This is a genomic window from Pandoraea sp. SD6-2 (genome assembly GCF_000389825.1).
Lineage (GTDB): Bacteria > Pseudomonadota > Gammaproteobacteria > Burkholderiales > Burkholderiaceae > Pandoraea > Pandoraea communis.
Window position 1 is genome coordinate 157,411 of the sequence record NZ_KB944456.1, and the last position, 21,472, is coordinate 178,882.

Genomic DNA, 21,472 nt, shown 5'->3' on the forward strand with positions numbered 1-21,472 from the left:
TCGTCCAAAATGGGAGCAAGCGGATGCTCCTGTAGGCGTTCGCTCAGCGGGAGCGCGTCAGCAATTTTCGACTGAGCGAAGGGTGCTTGAGGCCAAGTCGACACCCCATGAATAGCAGGTAGTGGCTGACGGTGCGATAGCACCATGCGCGCTCACAGGCGGGGCGTTGCCGCTGCGCCCGCCACCAGTTCAGCCAGTAGACGAAACGGTACTCGACAACCGCCGGCGAGCGGGGCGTAATGCTCGACTGCCGGTATAAGTGGCGCAGCAGCCTTAGCCGCTGCCCGATCGACTCCACCCGGCTGTCGTTGCTCGCGTGAACGCGATACAGCATATGCGGCTTGGGCAACCAGAGCATCGGCCCACGTCGCAATACGCTCATCAGGAATGCCAGGTCGGCGTGCTTGCCGCCTTCCTCCGGTTTCAGGGATAGGCCATCGAGCCACTTGCGGCGGTACATATATCCCGGGAACGGTGCGGGCCTCGGGCCCGTCAAGGTCAGATAGGGCGTCACCAATGCTTCGACAGACCCAATCTCTTGCGCCTCGGTGCAATCGCCCATAACGCGCCGCGGCGTTACCTTGTCTCCCATCATGATGTTGGCATTGCAAGCTACCGCACCCAACTCCGGACGGGCAACGAGCGCATCGCGCAAGGTCGCGACGAAGCCCGGAAGAATCAAGTCGTCATCGTGAAAATAGACGACGAACTCAGCGGAGCTTTCCGTGATAACCACGCGGAAATGGTCCAGCGCAGGTAGCGCCGGCCGACGTCTGATATAGGTGACGAGAGGAAATTCCCTCGCAACCATGTGCTCGACCTCATCGCCCTCGGAGTTATCCGAGACGATGACCTGAACGTCGTCATTCATCTCGCAAATTGCCGAACGCAAGGTCTCCTGTAGGTATTTCGGGCGATCGCGAGAAAGGATGTACAACTGCACCTTTGCAGTCGTCATGTCGCAACCCCGCCTGAACTCGACAGAATGCCTTCGATGCGCTTGCGAATCGTGGGAGTATCCAGTCGATGCTCGCTGAGCAGATATTCGTACGTGCCGCAATAGGCGGAGAACCGGTCTTCCACGCCGATTCGATGGACGCGCGGAGTGTCCGCCCCCAGATCGGCGAGGCTTTCGGCCACGCAACTACCCAGTCCGCCGGCGACGACGTGTTCTTCCAGTACGAAGATGTCCTTTGCGCGTGCACCGATGCCACGCAACGCCGTCGTGTCGAGGGGTTTGATTGACGGGATGCTCCAAACGTCGGCCTGCATGCCCGCATCGACCAGATTGACTGCCGCACTTACCATTGAGCCGGTCGCGATCAAAACAATCTCGCGATTGCGCTCGCGCACCTTAAGGGCGGTGCCGGGTGTCAGCGTGAGCGCGCCGTTATGCACATCGCCGCGATCCGATTTTCCCATGCGCAGGTAAACTGGGCCGCGCGTGTCGAAAGCAAGCTGCATCGTCGCCGCCATCTCGTAACGATCCGCCGGCGACAAGATGGTAAGTCCCGGCAACGGACGCGTCACGGCGACATCTTCCATCGACTGATGGCTCGCACCCAAGTGGCTGTAGACAAATCCTGCGCCGTCGCCAATCAGCATGACCGGCAGGTTCTCGTAGCAGATGTCGATCTTGATTTGCTCAAGCACGCGCACGGGAACGAATGCAGCAAGGCCGTACACTACAGGCCGAAAACCCGCGCGCGCCAACCCGGCGGCCACGCCGACCATGTTTTGTTCGGCCACGCCACAGTTGATGTATTGATTCGGGCAAGCGCGACGAAACGCATCAAACAGTGCGTAGCCGTGATCGCCGGTCAGCAGCAGAATTTTTGGATTGGCTAGCGCTGCGCTTACCAGGGCATCTGAGAAGGCGGCTCTCATTTGGCAGATCCCAATTCATTCATTGCATTACGATAGGTGTCGCTGTTCAGACGAGTGTAGTGCCAGATATTGGCGTTCTCCATGAACGACACGCCCTTGCCCTTGATCGTGTTGGCAACGATCGCCTTGGGGCGCCCATCGCGCCGCTGCCTTGCAGCCAAATAGGCGGCGCCGATCGCATTTTCGTCGTGCCCGTCGATGGTTAGGGCATCGAAGCCGAAGGCCGCGAACTTGGCTTCGATGTCGCCGAGTCTCATGACCTCGTCCGTCGATCCCATTGCCTGGAAACCATTCTTGTCGATGATGACCACGAGATTATCCAGCTTGAATTGGCTCGCGAACAACGCTGCTTCCCAGATCGTGCCCTCGTTGATTTCGCCATCACCCACCACGGCATAGCACATCTGATCGGTGTGATTAAGCTTGGCCGCGAGCGCCAGACCGGCGGCCACCGACAACCCGTGGCCAAGCGAGCCTGTCGTGGCTTCCACCCCGGGGACATGTACATCGGCGAGTCCCTTCAGGCGTGTGCCGTCCTTGAAATAGTTCGCCAGATCCTCCTGCGTCAGCCAGCCGAGTTCGGCAAGGCAGACGTATTGCGCCATGACGCCATGGCCCTTGCTCAGGACGAGATAATCGCGTTCCGGCGCATCGGGCTGGTCAACCCTGAGCCTCAGATGATCGCGATACAGAACGGCAATCAGTTCAACGATGGAGAACGCACAGCCGATGTGCACGGTGCCACCGGCATACGCCATGTCGATGATCGCTCTACGAATCGCTTGTGGGTTAAATTTGCTCATAGTCTGGTCGTCGTCCGAGCCCAGGAAATGGTCTTGTGAATTGCATCGTTCAGAGCGACATACTCCTCCAGGCCCAGTTCGCCTCGCGCCTTGGATGTGTCGGGGACGTAGCGTTGCGGCAGGCCGGCAGTCGGCGTGCCGGCAACGGTCAGTGCAGCATTCGAACCGCTTGCGTCGCGAATACGTTCGGCCAAGGTGCGGATAGAGACAACATGCTCCGACCCCACGTTGTAGGCGGCGCCGGCGGTGCCGCGCATCAGCATCTGCAGCAGCCAGACGCAGGCGTCAGCTACGTACAGATACGTCCTGCATGGGCTGCCGTCACCCTGTATCCGGATCGGATTGCCGGCGACGGCATCACGAATGAAATTACCCGCCGCAAAGGTTCCGTCGAGAGGCAGCCCCGGGCCGATCAACGCGTAAATGCGTGCAATGCAGGCTGCCATGGCGGTGTGCTCCGACATCGCGCACGTTAACCATTCCGCGGCCCGCTTACCCTGTCCGTACGCACTGGCGACATCCAGTGGCGATGGGGCCTGCGGGAACGTTTCGGAAACCGCCGCCACTTCCGGTGGTTGCGGTCCGTACACGGCACCGCTCGAGGTCAGCAAGAATCGCTGAGCACCGTTCTCCAGTGCGGCCTCGAGCACTCGACGGGTTCCCATCAACGCCGTATCGAAGGTCTGTAAACGGTTGGCTGCCTTGCGAGGATCGGACACGTCGGTCGCCGCGTGAATGCACAAGTCAACCGCGCCGATATTGCGATCGAACGACACCGCGTCGCCGCGCACGAACCGTACGTGAGACGCGCCAAATACCTGTATCGCCCGCGCGCACGCGGCGTCGGGATCGCGGCTAAGTGCCACGACCTGGATGTCGCTGCCGAGCATAGCGTTCGCGTACCGCACGCTTTCCACCAGCCAGGTGCCGATGAAGCCCGTTGCGCCAGTGAGGAACAGACGCGCGCCGCGATAGCGGTGCCAAAACTCGGCGGTCCGTTCGACAACCTGCTCGATATCCCGCGAAGGCAAGGCGATAAACATGGCCGTCGCTTAGAAATTGACGCCCAGGTACGTTTCGATCTTCTCTGCGACGAAGTCGAGCATCTCGGTCGACAGCCCCGGATAAATGCCTACCCAGAATGTCTGGTTCATGATGATATCGGTGTTGGTCAGCTCGCCGACAACACGATACTTCTGATTGATCATGTACGGCTGACGCGTCAGGTTGCCAGCAAACAGCAGGCGCGTGCCGATCTTGTTCTGGTCGAGATATGCGAGCAGATCAACGCGGTTGAAACCGACATCGGACTTCAGCGTGATCGGGAAACCGAACCAGGACGGATCGGAATTCGGCGTGGCTTCCGGAAGAATCAGGAATTCAGTGCACGTCTGCAGGCGATCTTTCAGGTAAGCGAAATTACGCTTGCGAGCCTCGATAAACTCTGTCGCACGGTCGAGCTGTGCAAGACCGCAGGCAGCCTGCATGTCAGTGATCTTGAGGTTGTAGCCAAGATGCGAATACGTGTACTTGTGATCGTAGCCAGCGGGCAAGTTGCCGAGTTTCCAGCAGAAGCGCTTGCCGCACGTGTTGTCCTTGCCCGGCGGGCAATAGCAGTCACGGCCCCAGTCACGGAACGATTCGGCAATACGTTTAAGGTCGGGGTTGTTGGTAAAGACCGCGCCACCCTCGCCCATCGTGATGTGGTGCGCCGGGTAGAAACTGAGCGTGCCGATATCGCCGAATGTCCCGACAAGCTTGCCGTCGTATGTTGAGCCCAGCGCATCGCAGCAGTCTTCGATCAGCCAGAGGTTATGCTGCTTGCACAGCTTGGTGATGACGTCGAGATTGTACGGATTGCCTAGCGTATGCGCGAGCATGATCGCTTTGGTCTTGGGCGTGATGGCCGCTTCGATCTTGCTTGCGTCGATGTTGTAGGTGCCGAGTTCGACATCGACGAATACGGGCACCGCGCCGAATTGAATGATCGGGTTGACCGTGGTCGGGAACCCTGCGGCCACGCCGATGACTTCGTCACCTTGCTTGATCGCCCGATCGCCCAGTTGAGGCGATGTCAACGTCGAGAACGCCACCAGGTTCGCCGACGATCCGGAGTTGACGGTGATCAGATACCGAACGCCGAGGAAGGCGGCCAGGCGCTGCTCGAAGGCGTCGTTGAAGCGCCCTGTGGTTAGCCATCCATCGAGTGAGGCATCGACCATGTACTCCAGCTCTTTCGAACCGATGACTTTACCAGAGGGCGGAACGACGGTGATGCCCGGTTCGAAGTCGGGACGCTGTGTCGACAGTTCGCCATACTGGCGAACCAATTGCCGAATCTCTTCGCGAAGTTGGTCTTTATTCATAAATTCCGTTGCTGCTGTTTTGATACTCGGCGATCTGGCACAACGTCATCGCGCGCATATCAGTGTTGTGAAGGTGTGCTTTGTGCCAAGCGACAATCTTTTCCAACGCCTGAACAAGTGTCCAGCGCGGCTGCCACGCCAACTGCGAATGCGCTTTGGTGCAATCGAGCTTCAGAATATTGGCCTCGTGCGGCTGCGGATTTGCGTCAAGGCGCCAGGTGCGCCCGTCGCCCCATAGCTCAACGAATCGCTCGACGATCCATTGCACGGGTCGCGCGTCGCTGCCGGCAGGTCCGAAATTCCATCCTTCCGCGAAGGCCGCGCCTTCTTCGTATAACTTCTCGGCCAGCAGCAGGTAACCGCTGAGCGGCTCCAGCACATGCTGCCAAGGGCGGATGGCATGCGGACTACGCACCAGAATGTCACTGCCTTGCACCATGGCCCGAACAATATCGGGCACCAATCGATCCAATGCCCAATCGCCACCGCCGATAACGTTACCTGCACGCGCGCTTGCCAGACCGACGCCATGTTCTCCGTGGCGTTGCGTATTGAAATATGAGTTTCGATACGCGGCCGTGACGAGTTCGGCACAACCTTTACTGCTACTGTACGGATCGTAGCCGCCCATTGCCTCGTTCTCGCGATAAGGCCACGGCCACTCGCGATTCTCGTAGCACTTGTCGCTGGTCACGTTGACCACCGATTTAATCCCCGGTGTCGCGCGCACGGCTTCCAGCAGATGGACAAGCCCCATCACGTTTGTCGAGTATGTCTCGACCGGCTCCGCATACGAATAGCGAACTAATGGCTGCGCTGCCATATGAATGACGATCTCGGGCTGTGCTTCGCTCACGGCTCGACGCAGCGAGGCGCCGTCACGCACATCCCCAATCACCGAGCGCATGTTCTCCGCGACCCGAGCGACCTCGAACAGACTGGGCTGCGTCGCTGCAGGCAACGCGTAACCGGTGACTTCGGCGCCGAGCTGCTGTAGCCAAAGTGCCAGCCAGCCCCCCTTGAAGCCGGTATGGCCTGTCAGAAAAACGCGCTTTCCGTGCCAGAATGTCGGATTCATCACCATGTCTTCCACGGCGCCTTGCCGCTGGTCCACAGGTCCTCCAGCAACACCTTGTCACGCAAGGTATCCATTGGCTGCCAGAAACCATCGTGGGAGTAAGCTGCCAATTGACCGCTGCTTGCCAGGCATTCGAGCGGCGCGCGCTCCCAGATCGTACTGTCGTCGCGGACCAGGTCAATAACCTTCGGCGAGAGAACGAAGAAGCCACCGTTGATCTTGGCGCCGTCGCCCTTGGGCTTTTCTTCGAACGTCAACACACTATTGCCTTGCATGTCGAGCGCACCAAATCTGCCCGGCGGCGTGACCGCAGTCAAGGTCGCCTGGACGCCTGTACTGCGGTGGAAGGCGATTAGTTTCGTGATATCCACATCACTGACGCCATCGCCGTAAGTGAAGCAGAATGCCTCCTCATTCTCCACGTAGCGCGCCACCCGCTTCAGCCGGCCGCCAGTCATGGTTTCCTCGCCAGTATCCACCAACGTCACACGCCACGGTTCGGCGTGCCGCTGATGTACTTCCATCTCGTTTCGCTGCATGTCAAAGGTCACGTCTGACGTATGCAGGAAGTAATTGGCGAAGTATTCCTTGATTACGTAGCCCTTATACCCGCAGCAAATTACGAAATCGTTGACGCCATGCGTCGAATACATCTTTAAGATGTGCCAGAGAATCGGCTTGCCGCCGATCTCGATCATCGGCTTGGGCTTGAGATGGGTTTCTTCGGAAATACGGGTTCCAAGTCCACCGGCGAGAATCACTGCTTTCATGACTTAGATCTGCCTCAACGCGGAAATAGCGTTTTCAATCGGATAGTGATGGTTGCCAACGAACAGGCCGGAATGATCGATGTGCTCCGCGTTTCGCAATTCCCCTGCAATCGAATGATCGAAATACTTCACGACATCGTTCTTGGCAAAGTTACCTGCCACGATCGGGCGGCACTCGAAGCCTGCTTCGTTGAGTCGCTTGACCAGCGTATCTCGGGTCAGCGACGAACCCCGGCGAATCACCAGACTGAACCCGAACCAGCTGCTCTCACCGATTTCGCGTTGGATCATCAACTCCGGATGACCTGCCATCACTTCTTGAAGTCGTGCGCCGTTGGCGCGGCGCGCACGAATCAGCTCGGGCAACCGCTTGACCTGCTCGATACCGATCGCGCCCGACATCTCCAGCGGGCGGACGTTATAGCCGGGCAGCATGAAGCGGAACGATTCCTTGAACGGATCATCGCTCTTCTCGCCGCACACGTGGTTGAACTTCGGCAGGTTGCGAGTCCAGCCATGCGCGCGCAACGACAGGAGGATGTGATAAAGCTCCTCGTCGTCGGTGACGATCATGCCGCCTTCCATCGTCGAGATATGGTGCGAGAAAAAGGCGCTGTAGCTGCCCATGATCCCGAACGTACCGGTCTGACGATTCTCGAAAGTCGCTCCCATCGACTCGCAGTTGTCTTCGATCATGACGATTTCGCGCTTGCCGATGATCTGCTTGAGGCGGGCGAAGTCATTGGGGTTGCCCAGCAGGTTCACGACCATGATCGCGCGAGTTTTTTCGGTAATCGCGGCTTCGAGTGCATCCAGATCATAGTTGAGCGTTTCGAGATCGATATCGACGAAACGCAACTTCAGTCCGTATTGGTACAGAGGGTAGTACGTGGTGCTCCACGACACGGCGGGCACGATCACTTCGTCGCCTCGCTCCAGCTTGAACGCCGGATTCTTCGTGTAGAACTGTGCTGCCACCATCAATAGATTGGCCGACGATCCGGAATTCACCATCACGCAGTACTTGCTGCCGACATAGTCAGCAAAGCAACGCTCGAATTCCGCTACTTTCGGCCCCATGGAAAACATGCCAGACGCGACAACGCGCTGAATGGCGTCATACTCCTCGGGTCCCCAGGAAGACGTGGCGAGTGGATATTGAAAGCTCATCCGAGATAGTCCTTCAAGTAATAGTCATAGGTTTTGGCAATGCCGTCCTCGAGACTTGATTTCGCTTGCCAGCCCCAGGTGGTTTGTCTTTCGATCGACACGAGTTTCTGCTTCATACCGACCGGTTTGCTCAGATCGTGCTCGAACTTGCCCTGCCAACCGATGACCCTGGCGGCGATTTCATAATATTCATTGATGCTGAAATCATGACCCAGCCCGATGTTTGTCATCTCGGGCAGTCCCTCGAAATCGTCGAGCGCATGGAGGACTGCGTCGGCCAGATCGCCGGCGTACATGAATTCGCGCCGCGCCGTGCCATCCCCCCAGATCTCGACCGAATCCTGCTCGGAAACCTTGGCGGTGTGGACCTTGTGGATGATGGCCGGAATCAGATGTGAATTCTGCGGTGCGAATTTGTCGAAGCGGCCGTAGAGGTTGCAGGGAATGAGCGTCTTGTAGTCGAGCCGGCTGTTTTCGCGGCGCACGTACTGGCAAAGCCGTGCGGTCACGATCTTGGCGATTGCATAGCCCTCGTTCGTCGGTTCAAGCTCGCCTTGCAGTACCATCTCCTCCGATAGCGGGTTCGCGGCATTGCGCGGATACATGCAAGAGCTTCCGAGGTTCAGTAACCGTGGCACGCCGATGGCCTTGGCGGCCATGACCACGTTGCGTCCCATGTCGAGATTCTTGACAAGAAAATCGACCGGCGCCGCAATATTTGCCTGTATGCCGCCAACCAGCCCGGCAGCGTGGATCACGACATCGGGACGGTGTTCGGCCATATAGGCTTCAACTTTCGCGTAGTCGCACAGATCCAGCTCGCGTGAGGTTGGGGTCAGGAATACCCGTCGGCCCGCACCGGCGCGCTCGACGATATTGCGCCCGACCATGCCGCTGCCGCCCGTCAACAAGATACGCTGCATGGTCAGCCTTGATAGCGCAGGGCCTTGTGGCCCGAGGCCTTGACCTGTAATTCGAACTCCGCTTCGCGGAGATCGGACTCGGCCATTTCGCGTACCAGCTCGGCAAAGCTTGTCTGTGGCTTCCAGCCCAACTTGTCGTGTGCCTTGCTCGCGTCGCCCAGGAGCGTCTCGACTTCGGTCGGGCGGAAATAGCGTGGATCGACGGCAACGACAGCCTTGCCGATCAGCGTCTGCGCACTCTCGCCTTCGGCAGCGGTCAGAATGCCCACTTCATCGACCCCCTCGCCGTGCCATTCAAACTGAAGGCCAAGGGCATCGCCGGCGCGATTGACGAAATCGCGCACACTATGCTGCTCGCCGGTCGCGATCACGAAGTCGTCCGGAGTGTCCTGCTGCAACATCAACCACTGCATCTCGACGTAATCGCGAGCGTGACCCCAGTCACGCAAGGCGTTCAGGTTGCCAAGGAACAGCTTTTCCTGCAGGCCGAGCTTGATGCGCGCAAGTGCGCGGGTGATTTTGCGCGTGACAAACGTCTCGCCGCGAATCGGGCTTTCGTGATTGAAAAGAATGCCGTTGCAGGCATACATGCCGTAGGCTTCGCGGTAGTTCACCGTGATCCAGTAGGCATAGAGTTTGGCCACCGCATAGGGGCTGCGCGGGTAGAACGGCGTCGTTTCCTTCTGCGGTATTTCCTGCACCAGGCCGTACAGTTCGGACGTCGATGCCTGGTAGAAACGGGTCTTTTTTTCCAGGCCGAGAATCCGCATGGCTTCGAGAATTCGCAATGCGCCCAAGCCGTCCGAATTGGCCGTGTACTCGGGTTCTTCGAACGACACCGCGACGTGGCTCTGTGCGGCGAGGTTATAGATCTCGTCCGGCTGGGTCTGCTGAATAATGCGCACGAGACTTGACGAGTCGGTCAGATCGCCATGGTGCAGTATGAAGCGCGGATCCGGGACGTGAGGGTCTTGGAACAGATGGTCAATCCGGTCAGTATTGAACAGCGAAGTGCGGCGTTTGATGCCGTGCACTTCATAGCCCTTGCCAAGCAAGAACTCGGCCAAGTACGCGCCATCCTGACCGGTAACGCCCGTAATCAGGGCAACTTTTCGTTCGCTTTTAACCATTTGTTCGTCCATAAGTATCTTCAAATCGTACGATGTCGTCCTCGCCCAGATAGCTGCCCGACTGAACCTCGATGATTTCGAGATCAAATTTGCCTGGGTTTTCAAGCCGATGGACGGTCCCCAGCGGGATATAGGTGGACTGGTTTTCCGACAGCAGGATGGTTTCGTCGCCGCGTGTCACTTTGGCCGTGCCATGCACGACGACCCAGTGCTCCGCGCGGTGATGGTGCATCTGTAGACTAAGCGATGCGCCCGGTTTTACAACAATGCGCTTGACCTGGAACCGCTGCCCGGCGTCAATGCTGTCGTACCATCCCCAAGGGCGGTGCACCTTGCGGTGGGTGTTGGCCTGGCTAAATTGCTCCACCTTGAGGCGCGCCACGATATGCTTGACGTCTTGGGTGGCGTCCTTGTGGGCCACCAAAATGGCATCGGGTGTCTCAACCACGATCAGGTCGTTCACGCCAACACACGCCACCACGCAATCTTCGGCAAATACAAGATTATCGCGTGCATTGTGCATAAGCACATCGCCTCGCGTGACGTTGCCGGCATCGTCCTTTTCGGACACCTGCCACAGAGATTCCCACGAGCCGACGTCCGACCAGCCTGCCGACAACGGGATCACGTGGCACGGCATCTCGGCGGACTGGGCGGCCGACAGCGGTTCCATGACCGCGTAATCGACTGAGTCCGACGGACACGCCTCGAAGGCGGCCGCATCGATGCGGCGAAAATCAACGTCCGTGCGACCTCCTTCGATGGCGGCGCGACAGGCTTCAAGCATCGTTGGCTGGAAGCGAGCCAAGGCTTGTATCCAGGCGCTCGCACGCAACACGAACAGTCCGCTGTTCCAGAGATATTCGCCGCTTTCGAGATATCGCTGTGCAGTAGCGTTGTCAGGTTTTTCGACAAATTGCGTCAGCGCCAGCGCAACACCGTCCGTCCGTCGCTGACCCGTGCGAATGTAGCCGTAACCCGTCTCGGCTCGGTCAGGCACGATACCGAAGGTCACGATCCCGCCGTCGGCGGCGAGCGGGAGTGCCGATGCCACGGCCGCCTCAAAAGCCGCCACGTTGCTGATCACATGATCGGCAGGCATTGCGAGCAGTACTGGGTCCGCATCCGATTGCATTGCGACCAAGGCGGCCAGGGTGAGCGCGGGTGCGGTATTTCGGCCAAACGGTTCGAGCACGATTTGGCTCGAGGGCTTGCCCGCCGCTAACATCTGCTCTGCGGTAATGAAGCGATACGCCTCATTGCAAACGATGATCGGCGCTCGCAGTGCTGCGGTCTTCGACAGCCCGTCCACGCGTCGGGCCGTTTCCTGCAACATCGAGCGCTCGCACGTCAACTGCAGCAACTGCTTTGGATATTGCTCGCGTGAAAGCGGCCATAAACGCGTGCCGGATCCGCCCGAAAGAATCACCGGCTGAAGCACTACTTCGCCAAATTCCATACTGTTCCAATACAAATCGCGGGTTGAATGGGATGAAGAAATGCATCGTCATCCGTTGGCTTTGCGTATGCCGAACGGCGATCGTTTAATTAAATTCGCTCCAGGGCGTCGTATGCTCGGGCGCTGGGCCTCACCGATTAAGCTCTCACTTCGGCACCGAGGTCGCCGGATGCGTCGACTTCCTCTTGCAACGCATCGATTTCGCGGCGCATCGCCTCGTATTCCGCTTGCTTCCGACGTAAATAGGACAACGTCAGCTTGGCCTTGGCCTCGATGCCTGCGGGCGTCAACAAGTATGCGTACGCGCGTTTGTTTTCACTGTTGTGGAAGTTCTGTACTTTTACCCAACTCTTCCCCAGCAGGCCGCGCAAGCAGTAATTGGCCTTACCCAAGCTCACGCCGAGAACTCTGGCAAGCTCTCTTTGAGAGATGGTAGGGTTTTCGGCTAATAATCGCAGTATTCGGTAGTGAATCTCGTCCATATCCGAAGGGAAATATAGTGGCAAGCGCCAGAAATAATCGCTTGCGACATCGGCCTCTACCTGGGGTGAGTCGAACCGCCGTCAGCGTTCAACCATTGAACTCCCGGGATTCGACCATGACTTGTCAGACGTGTCAACCGCCGGGTAAAGGACGCGCGGCAACATTGCCGTTCGTCGGCCAAAACGCGCGGTGCCGAGATGCTGAGGGTTGCGCATACGCAACGTCCCGCGATCCGAGGTGTTTTACAATCCTGCTTCGTTTGCCCGATTGATATTGCCGAACCACCGTCCGCCGACCTATCCCGGAAGATGCGATCGATCGCCATGATGGCGATGTTGCTCTGCGCTGGTCCCATTCATAACACCGCCCGCTGAAGCCGCCGTGCGCCATCCGCTTGCTTTTCCCTTACCGTCCGACAGGCAATCCGACGACATTGGCCGGATTCGACACCGATACCTATGTCCAGCAAGTTGATCATCCACGCCACGAACGTCCACCAGGGCGGTGGCCGAACATTGCTCGACGCGCTGCTCCGGCAAGCCCCTGGAGGTCCGATCACAGCGTTGCTGGACAGCCGTATGGCGCTGGCGGAAGGTGCGGTGCGAGGCATCGATATCGTGCGCGTCAAACCTACGCCGATGGCACGCCTGCGTGCCGAGCGGTGGTTGGCCGCCAATACGGGCAGCGGCGACGTCGTGCTCTGCTTTGGCAACTTGCCTCCCTTGTTCAAGCTGCACGGCTGGGTGCGCGTCTTTCTGCAAAATCGCTACCTGATCGACGAGACCCCCTTGGACAACTTCTCGCTCAAAGACCGTTTGCGTATCTCCGTTGAGCGCAGATGGCTTTCAGGACGTATCGGTAACGTCGATGAATTCATCGTGCAGACGCCTACCATGAAGCGGTTGCTTGACGAGAAAACGCATGGACAGCCGCTGGCGCATGTTCTGCCGTTTGTTACCGATAAGCGGCACTACTCGCGCAGCATTGGCGCCGGCGTCACCGCTCGAACCGCTTGCCAAGGGCGTTTCGTCTACGTGTCATCAGGCGAGCCGCACAAAAACCATCGTACATTGCTACAGGCCTGGTGCCTGTTGGCCGAAGAAGGACTGTTTCCGAGCCTGCAGGTCACGCTGGACGCTACGCGATTCGCCGACTTGTGCGGCGACATCGATGCTATGCGCGCCCGCCATGGGCTTCATGTCACGAATCTCGGCCATGTGCCGCACAGCGAAGTGCGCGCATTGTACGCAGACGCTGACGCACTGATCTTCCCGTCCACGCTGGAATCGTTTGGCTTACCATTGATCGAGGCCAGACAAGCCGGGTTGCCCGTGCTCGCTTCTGAGCTCGACTATGTTCGCGATGTGCTCGATCCCGAGGCCGCGTTCGATCCCTATTCGCCGTATTCGATAGCGCGCGCAGTCAAGCGCTTCTGCGGTAATCAAGAGCTTTCATTGCCATTGCGCGATGCCTCCGAATTTATGAATTGCATCGTTAAAAAGGGCAAACTATCTTGCGAGTCCTGATCGTCAGCCAGTATTTCTGGCCGGAAAATTTCCGCATCAACGACCTGGCGTCCGGGCTTCGGGAGCGGGGTCACGATGTCGAGGTCCTGACTGGCCGGCCGAATTATCCTGCGGGAAAGCTATTCAAGGGCTACGGCTGGTTCAAGCCTTGGCGGGAAACATACGATGGCATCCCGGTTTTCCGCGTGCCGATCGTGCCCAGGTTTGAAGGTCGGGGGCGTCATCTTGCGATGAACTATCTGTCCTTTGTTGTCTCCGGATGCCTCCTGGCGCCCTGGTTCTGCCGTGGCAAGTACGACGTCATCTTCGTCTATGGAACATCGCCGATCACGGTGGCGTTGCCCGCTATGATGTTGCGCGCTCTCAAGCGCGCCCCGATGCAATTGCAGATTCTCGATCTCTGGCCGGAAACGCTTGAAGCGATTGGCGTGACGCGATCGCGCTGGGCGGCGCGTCTGGCTGACGGACTGGTGCGCTTTATCTACCGGCATTGCGATCAAGTGCTCGTTCAATCGCGCGGGTTTGTCGAGTCCGTGGTATCCCGGGGCGTGCCTGCGGAGCGCGTCGACTACTTCCCGACGACAGCAGAGTCCCTGTTTTCGGCATCGAACGGCGACGCTGCGGGGCCACCCGTGACGGTGCCCGGTGAGTTCAAAGTGATGTTTGCCGGCAATGTCGGGGATGCGCAGGACTTCGGTACGATTCTCGATGCGGCCGCGCTCACGGCACACGAGCCACGCATCACCTGGGCCATTGTGGGCGACGGCCGCCGGTCGGCTTGGGTGGCATCGGAAGTGTCGCGCCGCGGTCTGAGCAATGTGGCGCTGCTTGGGCGGCACCCGCTAGATACGATGCCTGCCTTTTTCGCACAGGCCGACGCATTGCTGGTTACGCTCAAGCGCGACCCGGTATTCGCGCTGACGATTCCTGGCAAGTTGCAGTCCTACCTCTCGTTCGGCAAGCCGGTTGTTGCGGCGCTCGACGGCGAGGGCGCGCGCTTGGTCAAGGAGTCCGGCGCCGGGTTGGTGTGTGATGCAGGAGACGCGGAAGGCTTGGCTCGGTCGGTGCTGTCTCTCGCCGCCATGAACGAAACGCAGCGCGCTGAACTTGGCCAGAACGGCCGACGCTATTTCGGCACTCATTTCGAGCGTAACATGCTACTTGACCGACTTTGCGGTTGGATGCATGCCTTGGCTCAAGGTGGCCGTAAAGCATCAACTGAAAATGAACGTATATAAAATGAGTCCCTTCAAAGATAAAACGGCCCTGATCACTGGCGGAACCGGTTCGTTCGGGCGCACCGTATGTAATTACCTGCGCGAACAAGGCTGCGGCGAAATTCGCGTGTTCAGTCGCGACGAACTCAAGCAAGAACTCATGCGGATCGAACTGAACGACCCGCGGGTGAAGTTCTATCTTGGGGATATCCGTGATGAAGCCAGTATCGACGGCGCCATTGAGGGCGCAGACCTGGTGTTCCACGCCGCCGCACTGAAGCAAGTGCCGTCATGCGAGTTCTTCCCGATTCAAGCGGTCAAGACCAATGTTGTCGGCAGCGAGAACGTGATTCGCTCGGCGATCCGGCACGGCGTCGACAAATTGGTGTGCCTCAGCACCGACAAGGCGGTCTACCCCGTAAACGCCATGGGCATGACCAAGGCGTTGATGGAGAAGGCGGCGCTGGCCGCGTCCCGCGACAGCGGCAAGACCACGATCTCCTGCGTTCGATATGGCAATGTAATGTATTCGCGCGGTTCCGTCATTCCGCTGTTTATTCAGCAGATTCGCGATGGCAAGCCGCTGACGATTACCGACGGAGAAATGACCCGCTTCCTGTTGCCGTTGCGCGATGCGCTTGATCTGGTGCTTTTCGCGTTTGAGCATTCGCGCTCCGGTGACATCTTCATCAAGAAGGCGCCGGCCTGTACGGTGATTGATCTCGTGACGGCGCTCAAGAACCTGTTTGGCGCAGACAATCCGGTGGCGCAAATCGGCACGCGCCACGGCGAAAAGGTCTACGAGACGCTGGCGACCCGCGAGGAACTTGTGCGGGCGGACGATCTTGGCGACTACTATCGCGTACCGATGGACGGCCGCGATCTCAACTACGGAAAGTTCTTTACCGAAGGTTCGGTCGTCGAGGCAAGTACCGACGACTACCACTCGCATAACACCCGCCGTCTGACGGTGCCGGAGATCGAAACGCTCTTGCTCAGCCTGCCTGAGGTGGTGCACCAGTTGGATGCACATCGTGCCGCAAAGGGCAAGGCATGAAGACAGTCGGGATCACCGGAAGCAATGGCCTCATTGCTTGGCACCTGCGGAGCTTCCTGTCCACGGATAAGACGCTGTCGATCGTTTGCGCCGGAAGGGAAACTTTCGCGCGGACCGAATTGCTTGAGGCATTTGTCAAACGCTGTGACGTCATCGTCCATCTTGCGGGCGCGAACCGCGGCAATGAAGCGGAAGTGACGGCGACCAATGTCGGTCTGGCAGACTCGCTCGTTGCCGCTTGCGAGGCGACGGGGGCGACGCCGTACGTCATCTATTCGAACTCGACGCATATCTACCGTGGCACGCCGTATGGGCACTCCAAGCGAGCTGCCGCCGAGACGCTGCGTGCATGGGCGATCCGTAGCGGTGCGAAACTGACCAACCTGATTTTGCCGAACGTCTTCGGTGAGCACGGTCGGCCCTTCTACAATTCCGTCGTTGCGACCTTTTGCCACCAACTCGTCAACGGGGAGACGCCCGAGATCAAGGTCGATGCGACCTTCGACTACGTGCATTGCCATGAAGTGTCGTTGGCGATCGGCGCACTTCTTGCCGACCCCGTCGCTGGTGACCAAACATTGTCTGGCCGTCCGATTTCGGTGACGCAGTTGCTGGCGTTGTTGACGAAGTTCCAGCAGCGCTATCGCGACGAAGGCGTGATCCCGGTATTGGCCGACCGCTTCGAATTGGCGCTTTTTAACACCTACCGGTCGTATCTCTACCCGCAGCATTACCCTGTCGTGTTGCCGTTGCGCACCGATGCGCGCGGTAGTCTGTTCGAAGCCGTCAAGACCGACCGGGAAGGGCAGGCATTTCTGTCCACGACACATCCCGGCATTACCCGCGGCAACCATTTTCATTTTTTCAAGATCGAGCGCTTCCTGGTGTTGAGCGGCGAGGCAACAATCCGCTTGCGGCGTCTGTTGACCGATGATGTCACTGAATTTCGCGTGACCGGCGATTCGCCATGCTATGTCGACATGCCGACACTGCATACGCACAACATCACCAATACAGGTAGTGGGGACTTGCTGACGATGTTCTGGTCCGGCGACATTTTCGACCCGGCCAATCCCGATACCTTCGCTGAGCCCGTGTAAGACCATGACCAAGCGTTTGAAAATTGTTACTGTCCTGGGTACCCGTCCGGAGATCATCCGTCTTTCGCGCGTGATCGCCGCGCTCGACCGGTACTTCGATCACGTTCTTGTCCACACGGGCCAGAACTACGACTATGAGCTGAACCAGATTTTTTTCGATGATCTGGGACTTCGGAAGCCGGATCACTTTCTCGATGCGGTCGGCACGACCGTTGCCGAGACGATCGGCAACGTGATTGCCAAGGTGGACCCTGTCCTTGCCGAGGAGGCGCCGGACGGGGTACTCATTCTGGGCGATACGAACAGCTGTCTGGCGGCCATCTCCGCCAAGCGCAGGCATATCCCCGTGTTCCATATGGAAGCGGGTAACCGGTGTTTTGATGCGCGTGTTCCGGAAGAGACTAATCGGAAGATTGTCGACCATACGTCGGATATCAACATGCCCTACAGCGATATCGCGCGCGAATATCTGCTGCGCGAGGGCATTTCGCCGGATCGCATCGTCAAGACTGGCAGTCCGATGTATGAGGTTCTGACGCACTACCGGCCGGCGATCGACGCTTCGACAGTACTGACCGACCTTGCGTTGAAGGCGAATGAGTATTTTGTCGTAAGCTGCCATCGCGAAGAGAATGTCGACGCACCGGAAGAGCTTGCACAGTTGGCCGACGTACTGAATCAACTTGCTGCGCAATACGATCGGCGTGTCATCGTCTCGACGCACCCACGAACTCGCAAGCGGATCGAGGCTGCGGGCCTTACGCTGGACAATCGCGTTGAGCTCCTGAAGCCACTCGGCTTCTTTGATTACGTACATCTTCAGATGCGCGCTCGCGCAGTACTGTCCGACAGCGGAACGATTACCGAAGAGTCGTCGGTGCTCAACTTCCCCGCCCTTAATATTCGCCAGGCGCACGAGCGTCCCGAGGGGATGGAAGAGGGTGCCGTCATGTTGACGGGTCTGCGTTGGGCGCGCGTCAAGCAGGCACTTGCGATTTTGGAAAGCCAGCCACGGGACGACCATCGTTTGCTGCGCATGGTGGCCGACTACAACGCCCCGAATGTCTCCGAGAAAGTGGCTCGCGTCATTCTGAGCTACATCGACTACATTCAACGTGTCGTTTGGCGCCAGCCGGTGTGAGCGTCTGAGTCGGGGGGGCTCATAGTGTTAAACGGGCGAAGCCATGAACGAAAGATCGCGTGCTTCGCTCGATAAGCGTCTGCCGGAAGCGGCGGCTTAATATGAGAATAGCGTCGCGCCGGGGAACGCCGCAGACGCTGAACGATCGATAGGGAGCGTCGGCCGGCGTGGCGCGCAATTACCGTTTCCGACTCACGGAACATGAGCGCTGACACCCGTTACCGGCTCGATGCCTGGAAGAAGAGTGATGACGCTTCACGGACTATTTTTATGGTTGTTTGCCGCGGGAGTTGCGTGGGTTGCCGCCGTATTCTTGCGGCGTCATGCGGTTCGCTTGCACCTCGTGCAAGCGCCGAACCACCGCTCGTCGCATGCACGGCCTACGCCACAGGGCGGGGGGGTGGGCATTGTGCTGGCTGGTGTCGCCACCGCCGTCTGGGTGGGAGACGGTGAAATCCGCCAGGGGCTGACGCTTCTGTCGTTGCTGATCGCAGTTGTCGGTTTCTGGGACGACGTTGCACAAGTGTCCGCAAAACTCCGTTTCGCCGTGCAGTTGCTGGCAAGCGGTGCGTTGATCTGGCTGTATTGGTCGCCGGCTGCGTTACCGCTGAGCGCGCAATGGGTCATCCCGGGACTTTGGTTAGCGGTGCCGCTGACGATCACCAATGTATGGTGGATCAATCTGTTTAATTTCATGGATGGCATCGACGGCATTGCTGCGACGCAATGCATTTTCATGCTGCTCGGCGCGGCTGCACTCGGTGTGTATGTACAACCCGACTTGTCTGGCACGCCGGTCTGGCAATGGATGATCGCGCTGGCGGCGGCGTCGTTCGGATTCCTCTGCATGAATTGGCCGCCTGCGAAGATTTTCATGGGGGACGTGGGCAGCACTTATCTGGCGTTCGTCATGTTCGGTCTGGTTCTGATCAGCACCCGTGCCGGATGGATGACCTATTCGGCCTGGGCGATTCTCGCCGCAGCATTCGTCGCGGATGCAACCGTGACGCTGGTACGGCGGATGGCGTCGGGGCAGCGATGGTCGCAGGCTCATCGAAGCCACGCGTACCAGCGACTCTCGAGGCGCTGGGGCTCCCATAAACGTGTCACGCTTCTGTTCGTGGGATTGAATGTTTTCTGGTTGCTGCCGCTAGCCTGGCTATCGTTGGCATGGCCTGAGGCAAGCTGGGCGTGCCTTGTGGCCGCTTACGCTCCGTTGGTCGTTACGGGGAGCAAACTCGGTGCCGGGAGGCCTGACCATGCGTAAAATTTTCAGTTCGCACCTGACGAGCATGCCGAGGCCGTACAAACAGGTGCTAATGTTGGTGACGGACATCGTACTGATGACGTTCGCGGGATGGGCGGCATACTCGATCCGTCTCGGAGATTTCTTCGTACCGAATTCCCGGCAAGTACTGCTTTTGGCGGCGGCGCCTTTGCTTGCGCTGCCGTTTTTCGTTGTCTTCGGGCTGTACCGTTCGATCATTCGCTACGTGGGGGAGTACGCGCTGTGGGCTGCCGCACGGGCTATGACACTGGCGGCGCTGTGCTGGACCGGGTTGGCGTTTCTGACATCGATGACCGGATACGAAGGCATGCCCCGGTCCGTGCCGCTGATGTACTGGATGATCGGATTCATTCTGCTGGGTGGCAGCCGGTTTCTTGCGCGCTGGGTACTTTGGAAGCCGGTCAAGGAGCGCTTTCGCGGGCGCCAGGTGATGATTTACGGCGCTGGCGCGGCTGGGCGCCAACTGGCGGCATCGTTGCGGCAAGGCAAGGAATTATTGCCGGCGGGTTTCCTGGACGACGATCCGCGCCTGCACGGCACCGACGTCGCGGGGGTTCGCGTCTACTCGCCGAAGCGTTTGCGGTCACTGATCGACCAGTTCGGTATTCACGATGTCATCGTGACGCTTCCGTCGGTGTCGGCAGCTCGACGCCGGGAAGTCGTGGCTTTGCTGGAGCGGCATCGGGTGCACGTGCGTATCTTGCCCGCGCTCGTTGATATTGCGAGTGGCCGCCACCTGGTGAATATGGTGCGCGAAGTGAACATCGGTGATCTGCTCGGACGCGATCCGGTCGCAGCCGACCCGTCTTTGCTCGGACGCAGTATTACTGACAAGCGCGTGCTTGTCTCAGGCGCCGGAGGGTCGATCGGCTCGGAACTCTGCCGGCAGATTGCTTTGCAGAACCCTTCGCGCATGGTGCTCGTCGAATCGAGCGAACATGCGCTTTATCAGATTGAGCGGCATATCCGCGGTCTTGTGGATATCCCGGTACAGGCTTGCCTCGGGTCGGTGACGGACGAGGCGCTCATGCGACGCCTGATCGAAGACAATCGCATTCAGACGGTCTACCACGCCGCGGCGCATAAGCATGTGCCGCTGGTGGAGGCCAACGTCATCGAGGGCACTCGAAATAACGTGCTTGGCACGCGTGCGCTGGCGCAAAGCGCATTGGCGGCGGGTGTGGAAACATTTGTCCTGATTTCGACGGACAAGGCAGTACGGCCGACGAATGTGATGGGTGCAACCAAGCGCTGGGCCGAACTGGTGGTGCAGGATGCCGCGCGTACTGCTGCCGAACGCGGCACGGGACAGCGTTTCTGCGCAGTGCGCTTCGGCAATGTGCTGGGGTCGAGCGGGTCGGTGATTCCGCTGTTCAAGGAGCAGATTCAGAACGGCGGGCCCGTGACGGTGACCCATGAAGACGTCACACGATATTTCATGTCGATTCACGAGGCCGTCGAGCTGGTGATTCAGGCGGGCAGCATGGCGCAGGGCGGAGAAGTCTTCCTCCTCAATATGGGCGAACCCGTGAAGATCATCGACTTGGCGCGCAACATGATTCGTCTTGCAGGGCACACCGTGTGCGACGCAGATTGCCCTGACGGTGATATCGAAATCGAGGTCACAGGTCTACGTCCGGGCGAAAAACTCTACGAAGAACTGCTGATAGCAAGCAGCAATGCGGAGGGGACATCTCATCCCAAGATCATGAAGGCGAACGAGCCTTGCGTCGTCGGCGAGCGCTTGGTGAACCTCATGAACCGTTTGGAGTACGGGCTGGACCGTCGGGATTCGGGCGCAACACGCGATCTGCTCATGTCGATCGCGCTGGCCACTGGGGCCGAACTCGACTCGGTAAGCGCACCGCCCGTCTTGCATCGTATCGATGGCAGGAAGGCCGGTGGTACGAACCCCTGATGGATCGCCGCTGGCGGGGGAATGTGGCCGGCGAGTCCACTTTACCGGAGGGGCTGCGCGACCATCGAAGTCTATGGACTGGTCGAGAACGGTAATGGCACACAAGCCGTCAACGCCGAGAGGTAAACGATCGGTTCTCGTGCGTTGGATGGCAAT

19 protein-coding genes are annotated in these 21,472 nt (G+C 58.9%); 7 read left to right on the forward strand and 12 right to left on the reverse strand.

Annotated features, from left to right (window positions below):
- Window positions 1–43: 43 nt before the first annotated feature.
- The 12 genes from C266_RS22805 to C266_RS22860 all read right to left on the reverse strand — a co-directional run bounded on the left by C266_RS22805 (window position 44) and on the right by C266_RS22860 (window position 12,068).
- A complete protein-coding gene (locus C266_RS22805) occupies window positions 44–958 on the reverse strand; it encodes a glycosyltransferase family A protein (RefSeq protein WP_010807630.1) in 915 nt (304 codons plus the stop codon).
- Window positions 955–1,887 (reverse strand): transketolase family protein, encoded by a 933-nt coding sequence (locus C266_RS22810; RefSeq protein ID WP_010807629.1) that lies wholly within the window; start codon window positions 1,885–1,887, stop codon window positions 955–957. Before C266_RS22810 ends, C266_RS22805 begins: the two co-directional genes overlap by 4 nt.
- Complete coding sequence (locus C266_RS22815; protein WP_010807628.1) at window positions 1,884–2,690, reverse strand: transketolase; 807 nt, start codon at window positions 2,688–2,690, stop codon at window positions 1,884–1,886. Before C266_RS22815 ends, C266_RS22810 begins: the two co-directional genes overlap by 4 nt.
- Window positions 2,687–3,733, reverse strand: a complete 1,047-nt coding sequence (locus C266_RS22820) for an NAD(P)-dependent oxidoreductase (protein ID WP_010807627.1) — start codon at window positions 3,731–3,733, stop codon at window positions 2,687–2,689. The genes C266_RS22815 and C266_RS22820 overlap by 4 nt, the downstream gene beginning before the upstream one ends.
- Window positions 3,734–3,742: 9 nt before the next feature.
- Window positions 3,743–5,056, reverse strand: a complete 1,314-nt coding sequence (gene rfbH / locus C266_RS22825; RefSeq protein WP_010807626.1) for a lipopolysaccharide biosynthesis protein RfbH — start codon at window positions 5,054–5,056, stop codon at window positions 3,743–3,745.
- Complete coding sequence (gene rfbG, locus C266_RS22830; RefSeq protein ID WP_174979357.1) at window positions 5,049–6,134, reverse strand: CDP-glucose 4,6-dehydratase; 1,086 nt, start codon at window positions 6,132–6,134, stop codon at window positions 5,049–5,051. The genes rfbH and rfbG overlap by 8 nt, the downstream gene beginning before the upstream one ends.
- Window positions 6,134–6,904, reverse strand: a complete 771-nt coding sequence (gene rfbF, locus C266_RS22835; protein ID WP_010807624.1) for a glucose-1-phosphate cytidylyltransferase — start codon at window positions 6,902–6,904, stop codon at window positions 6,134–6,136. Before rfbF ends, rfbG begins: the two co-directional genes overlap by 1 nt.
- A 3-nt stretch (window positions 6,905–6,907) precedes the next feature.
- Complete coding sequence (locus C266_RS22840; RefSeq protein WP_010807623.1) at window positions 6,908–8,074, reverse strand: DegT/DnrJ/EryC1/StrS aminotransferase family protein; 1,167 nt, start codon at window positions 8,072–8,074, stop codon at window positions 6,908–6,910.
- Entirely contained in the window at window positions 8,071–8,997 is a 927-nt protein-coding gene (locus tag C266_RS22845) for a GDP-L-fucose synthase (protein ID WP_010807622.1), read from the reverse strand. Before C266_RS22845 ends, C266_RS22840 begins: the two co-directional genes overlap by 4 nt.
- 2 nt (window positions 8,998–8,999) lie before the next feature.
- Window positions 9,000–10,127, reverse strand: a complete 1,128-nt coding sequence (gene gmd / locus C266_RS22850) for a GDP-mannose 4,6-dehydratase (RefSeq protein ID WP_036664211.1) — start codon at window positions 10,125–10,127, stop codon at window positions 9,000–9,002.
- The gene (locus C266_RS22855; RefSeq protein WP_010807620.1) at window positions 10,120–11,586 is read right to left on the reverse strand and encodes a mannose-1-phosphate guanylyltransferase/mannose-6-phosphate isomerase; all 1,467 of its coding nucleotides are present in this window, start codon (window positions 11,584–11,586) and stop codon (window positions 10,120–10,122) included. Before C266_RS22855 ends, gmd begins: the two co-directional genes overlap by 8 nt.
- Before the next feature lie 137 nt (window positions 11,587–11,723).
- Entirely contained in the window at window positions 11,724–12,068 is a 345-nt protein-coding gene (locus C266_RS22860; RefSeq protein ID WP_036664125.1) for a MarR family EPS-associated transcriptional regulator, read from the reverse strand.
- Window positions 12,069–12,527: 459 nt separating this feature from the next.
- On the opposite strand from C266_RS22860, the gene C266_RS22865 reads away from it, so the two are divergent.
- The 7 genes from C266_RS22865 (at window position 12,528) to C266_RS22895 (ending at window position 21,316) form a co-directional block, all read left to right on the forward strand.
- Window positions 12,528–13,595 (forward strand): glycosyltransferase, encoded by a 1,068-nt coding sequence (locus C266_RS22865; RefSeq protein ID WP_010807618.1) that lies wholly within the window; start codon window positions 12,528–12,530, stop codon window positions 13,593–13,595.
- A complete protein-coding gene (locus C266_RS22870; protein ID WP_010807617.1) occupies window positions 13,583–14,833 on the forward strand; it encodes a glycosyltransferase family 4 protein in 1,251 nt (416 codons plus the stop codon). The genes C266_RS22865 and C266_RS22870 overlap by 13 nt, the downstream gene beginning before the upstream one ends.
- Before the next feature lies 1 nt (window position 14,834).
- Window positions 14,835–15,869 carry a polysaccharide biosynthesis protein gene (locus tag C266_RS22875; RefSeq protein ID WP_010807616.1) on the forward strand — a complete coding sequence of 345 codons (1,035 nt, stop codon included), beginning with the start codon at window positions 14,835–14,837 and terminating at the stop codon, window positions 15,867–15,869.
- Window positions 15,866–16,969, forward strand: coding sequence for an NAD-dependent epimerase/dehydratase family protein (locus C266_RS22880; RefSeq protein ID WP_010807615.1), 1,104 nt, complete (start codon window positions 15,866–15,868; stop codon window positions 16,967–16,969). The genes C266_RS22875 and C266_RS22880 overlap by 4 nt, the downstream gene beginning before the upstream one ends.
- 4 nt (window positions 16,970–16,973) lie before the next feature.
- On the forward strand, window positions 16,974–18,110 hold the full coding sequence (wecB, locus tag C266_RS22885; RefSeq protein ID WP_010807614.1) for a non-hydrolyzing UDP-N-acetylglucosamine 2-epimerase: 1,137 nt from the start codon (window positions 16,974–16,976) through the stop codon (window positions 18,108–18,110).
- Between the two features lie 343 nt (window positions 18,111–18,453).
- Window positions 18,454–19,377: a glycosyltransferase family 4 protein gene (locus C266_RS22890; RefSeq protein ID WP_246831220.1), complete on the forward strand. Its 924-nt coding sequence runs from the start codon at window positions 18,454–18,456 to the stop codon at window positions 19,375–19,377.
- Window positions 19,370–21,316: a nucleoside-diphosphate sugar epimerase/dehydratase gene (locus tag C266_RS22895; RefSeq protein WP_010807612.1), complete on the forward strand. Its 1,947-nt coding sequence runs from the start codon at window positions 19,370–19,372 to the stop codon at window positions 21,314–21,316. The genes C266_RS22890 and C266_RS22895 overlap by 8 nt, the downstream gene beginning before the upstream one ends.
- Window positions 21,317–21,472 lie beyond the last annotated feature (156 nt).

Bases quoted from the DNA above. Each gene is read 5' to 3' on its own strand.
- C266_RS22805 (WP_010807630.1), bottom strand. From the start codon at position 958: ATGACGACTGCAAAGGTGCAGTTGTACATCCTTTCTCGCGATCGCCCG.
- C266_RS22810 (WP_010807629.1), bottom strand. From the start codon at position 1,887: ATGAGAGCCGCCTTCTCAGATGCCCTGGTAAGCGCAGCGCTAGCCAAT.
- C266_RS22815 (WP_010807628.1), bottom strand. From the start codon at position 2,690: ATGAGCAAATTTAACCCACAAGCGATTCGTAGAGCGATCATCGACATG.
- C266_RS22820 (WP_010807627.1), bottom strand. From the start codon at position 3,733: ATGTTTATCGCCTTGCCTTCGCGGGATATCGAGCAGGTTGTCGAACGG.
- rfbH (WP_010807626.1), bottom strand. From the start codon at position 5,056: ATGAATAAAGACCAACTTCGCGAAGAGATTCGGCAATTGGTTCGCCAG.
- rfbG (WP_174979357.1), bottom strand. From the start codon at position 6,134: ATGAATCCGACATTCTGGCACGGAAAGCGCGTTTTTCTGACAGGCCAT.
- rfbF (WP_010807624.1), bottom strand. From the start codon at position 6,904: ATGAAAGCAGTGATTCTCGCCGGTGGACTTGGAACCCGTATTTCCGAA.
- C266_RS22840 (WP_010807623.1), bottom strand. From the start codon at position 8,074: ATGAGCTTTCAATATCCACTCGCCACGTCTTCCTGGGGACCCGAGGAG.
- C266_RS22845 (WP_010807622.1), bottom strand. From the start codon at position 8,997: ATGCAGCGTATCTTGTTGACGGGCGGCAGCGGCATGGTCGGGCGCAAT.
- gmd (WP_036664211.1), bottom strand. From the start codon at position 10,127: ATGGTTAAAAGCGAACGAAAAGTTGCCCTGATTACGGGCGTTACCGGT.
- C266_RS22855 (WP_010807620.1), bottom strand. From the start codon at position 11,586: ATGGAATTTGGCGAAGTAGTGCTTCAGCCGGTGATTCTTTCGGGCGGA.
- C266_RS22860 (WP_036664125.1), bottom strand. From the start codon at position 12,068: ATGGACGAGATTCACTACCGAATACTGCGATTATTAGCCGAAAACCCT.
- C266_RS22865 (WP_010807618.1), top strand. From the start codon at position 12,528: ATGTCCAGCAAGTTGATCATCCACGCCACGAACGTCCACCAGGGCGGT.
- C266_RS22875 (WP_010807616.1), top strand. From the start codon at position 14,835: ATGAGTCCCTTCAAAGATAAAACGGCCCTGATCACTGGCGGAACCGGT.
- C266_RS22880 (WP_010807615.1), top strand. From the start codon at position 15,866: ATGAAGACAGTCGGGATCACCGGAAGCAATGGCCTCATTGCTTGGCAC.
- wecB (WP_010807614.1), top strand. From the start codon at position 16,974: ATGACCAAGCGTTTGAAAATTGTTACTGTCCTGGGTACCCGTCCGGAG.
- C266_RS22895 (WP_010807612.1), top strand. From the start codon at position 19,370: ATGCGTAAAATTTTCAGTTCGCACCTGACGAGCATGCCGAGGCCGTAC.